Genomic DNA, 2,425 nt, shown 5'->3' with positions numbered 1-2,425 from the left:
CATCCGCCCGGGTGCCGATGCCGGCCATGCGGCCTGCCAGGCCGCCAGCGCCGCGCGGCCTGCCGAGGGCAATGTGGGCGCCGGCATGGGCGCCTGCGTGGGCAAGGTCTTCGGCATGGATCGCGCCATGAAGGGTGGCATCGGCACGGCCTCGCTCACCGTGCACGGCGTCACCGTGGGCGCGCTGATCGCCTGCAATGCCGTGGGCGATGTGGTCGATCCCCACAGCGGCGTGCTGCTGGCCGGCGCGCGCAGCCCCGATGGCCGCCAGCTGCACGACACCTGCCGTGCCTTGCTGCGCGGCGAAGAGCCCCGGCCGCTGCTGGCAGGCACCAACACCACCATCGGCGTGGTTGCCACCGATGCACGCATCACCAAGGCCCAGGCCCAGCGCCTGGCCGTGGTGGCCCATGACGGCCTGGCACGCGCCATACGACCCGTGCACACCATGAGCGATGGCGACACCCTGTTCGCCCTGGGCACGGGCCTGGCCGAGCACTCGCTGGGTATGCTGACCCTGTCCGCCATGGCCGCCGAGGCCGTGGCCCTGGCCACGGTGCGCGCCGTGCTGGCCGCGCAGTCGCTGACCACGGCCGAAGGGCTGGAGCTGCCCTGTGCCAGGGAGCTGGCCGCCTGCCGGCCCTGACCGGGTTCAGGCCTGCAGTGCCACCGCCCAGGCGTCGTAGCCGTAGACGCCATCGGCATTGCCACCGGCGCGCAGCCAGTTGTTGCCGCGCGAGCCGATCTGGATCTCGCTGGTGCGGTGCATGCGCATGGCCTGGTAGCGCGCCAGGGCAGCGGGCACCTGCTGCGATCCCTGGGCAGCGTCCAGGTTGCGCGCCAGCACCACGGCATCCTCGATGGCCATGCCCGCACCCTGGGCCATGAAGGGCATCATCGGGTGGCAGGCATCGCCCAGCAGCGTGATGCGGTCCTGCGACCAGGCCGGCAGGGGATCGCGCTCGTACAGCGCGGTCTTGAGCACCGTGTCGCAGGCGTCGAGCAGCGCCCGCGCGTCGGGATGGAAATCGGCATAGAAGCCGCGCAACTCCTCGACGCTGCCGGGCGTGGTCCAGGATTCCTCATGCCACGATTCCTGGGCCGTGGTGGCAAAGATGAAGGTATCGCGCCCCTGGTTCAGCGGAAAGGTCACGATCTGGCTTTGCGGCGTGGCGCCCCACCATTTGGTGAAGGCCTGGATGTCGGGCACATGGCGCACGCGCTCGGTAGGCACCACCGCGCGGAAGGCCACCACGCCCGTGAAGCGCGGGCTTTCGGCTCCGAACACGGCCGCGCGCACCACGGAGTGGATGCCGTCCGCGCCAATGAGTGCGTCCAGCCCGGCCACTTCGCTGCCATCGGTGAAGGCGATGTCCACGCCGTGCCCTGTCTGCGTGATCTGGCTGGCGCGCTTGCCCAACTGCACCTGGTCCAGCGGAAAGGCATCGGCCAGGGCCGCCAGCAGGTCCGCGCGGTGGATGGTGAGCTGGGGCGCGCCGTATTTGCGCTCGGCCTCGTCACCCATGGTCAGGCGTGAGGTTTCCTCGCCCGTGTCCCAGTTGCGGCTGATGCGGTGCGTGGGCCGTGCGGCGCTGGCACGCACGGCGGCGGCGATGTCGGCGCCCAGGCCATCGAGGGCGCGCACGGCATTGGGCGTGAGGTTGATGTCCGCGCCCACGCGCAGGAACTGCCGACTTTGCTCGAACACCAATACTTCATGCCCTGCCTGGTGCAGCGCATTGGCTGCCGCCAATCCGCCAATGCCTGCTCCGACGATGCCTATCCTCAAACGCGCCATGGTTCCTGTCTCCTGCTGGTGGGGTCTATTCGGTGGTGATGCGCCCCGTGATCCGGGGCGCATCGATGCAGGACATTGTCTTTTTGACGCGCCTCAAGCCTCAACCTCCGCAACGCCCGAATTGGGCACGATTCGTCCCAACGGCGCCGGCGCATGTCCGGCAGGCGCCTCAGTCCACGCGCCGCAGCTGCCCTTGCGCCAGCAGCTTGTCGCGCATGCGGCGCGTCATGGACTGGGTGCTGCCATCCGTGGCCGTGAACAGGAACAGCGTCTGCTGCGGGCTGACCCAGGTCAGCTGGGTGCGGATGCTCTGCCGGGCATTGGACAGCTCCACCCAGGTGCCCAGCGCCCAGTCCTCGGACACCACGGGCGCCACGGGTGCCGCAGGTTCAGGTGCAGGTGCCACGGATGTCGCATGCGGCCTCACCTGGGGCCCGGCAGGCTCGCCGGGCATCCTGGTCGGCGACGCCGCAACGGCCGGGGGGGCAGGCAGCTCGTCCTGCAGCGCCTCGGGCAGCTCCAGGTCCTGCTCGGTCAGGGTGGCCATCTCGTGCGCCATATCGCTCGCCATGGGCTGCGGCACATCCAGCGGCACCGGCATGGAGGCCGCCACGCCGAACAACGACT

Annotated in this window: 3 protein-coding genes; 1 reads left to right on the top strand and 2 read right to left on the bottom strand. The window is 70.1% G+C overall.

Annotated features, from left to right (window positions below):
• Nucleotides 1-646 (top strand): P1 family peptidase (locus L995_RS01540; RefSeq protein ID WP_047468478.1); only part of this gene is annotated, 646 nt, incomplete at its 5' end.
• A gap of 6 nt (nt 647-652) precedes the next feature.
• Here L995_RS01540 and L995_RS01535 read toward each other — a convergent pair.
• Both L995_RS01535 and L995_RS01530 read right to left on the bottom strand, forming a co-directional pair.
• Entirely contained in the window at nt 653-1,798 is a 1,146-nt protein-coding gene (locus tag L995_RS01535) for an FAD-dependent monooxygenase (RefSeq protein ID WP_047468475.1), read from the bottom strand.
• A gap of 169 nt (nt 1,799-1,967) precedes the next feature.
• Nucleotides 1,968-2,425: DUF1631 family protein (locus tag L995_RS01530; RefSeq protein ID WP_047468473.1), on the bottom strand; the 458-nt coding region annotated here is incomplete at its 5' end.

The organism is Delftia sp. ZNC0008 (assembly GCF_000799035.1).
Classification (GTDB): Bacteria; Pseudomonadota; Gammaproteobacteria; order Burkholderiales; family Burkholderiaceae_C; genus Comamonas; species Comamonas tsuruhatensis.
The sequence above is the reverse complement of the archived record's forward strand: the minus strand, read 5'-3'. Positions and strand labels throughout refer to the sequence as shown.

Excerpts from the sequence above, each read along its gene's own strand:
- L995_RS01535 (WP_047468475.1), bottom strand. The coding sequence starts at position 1,798 with ATGGCGCGTTTGAGGATAGGCATCGTCGGAGCAGGCATTGGCGGATTG.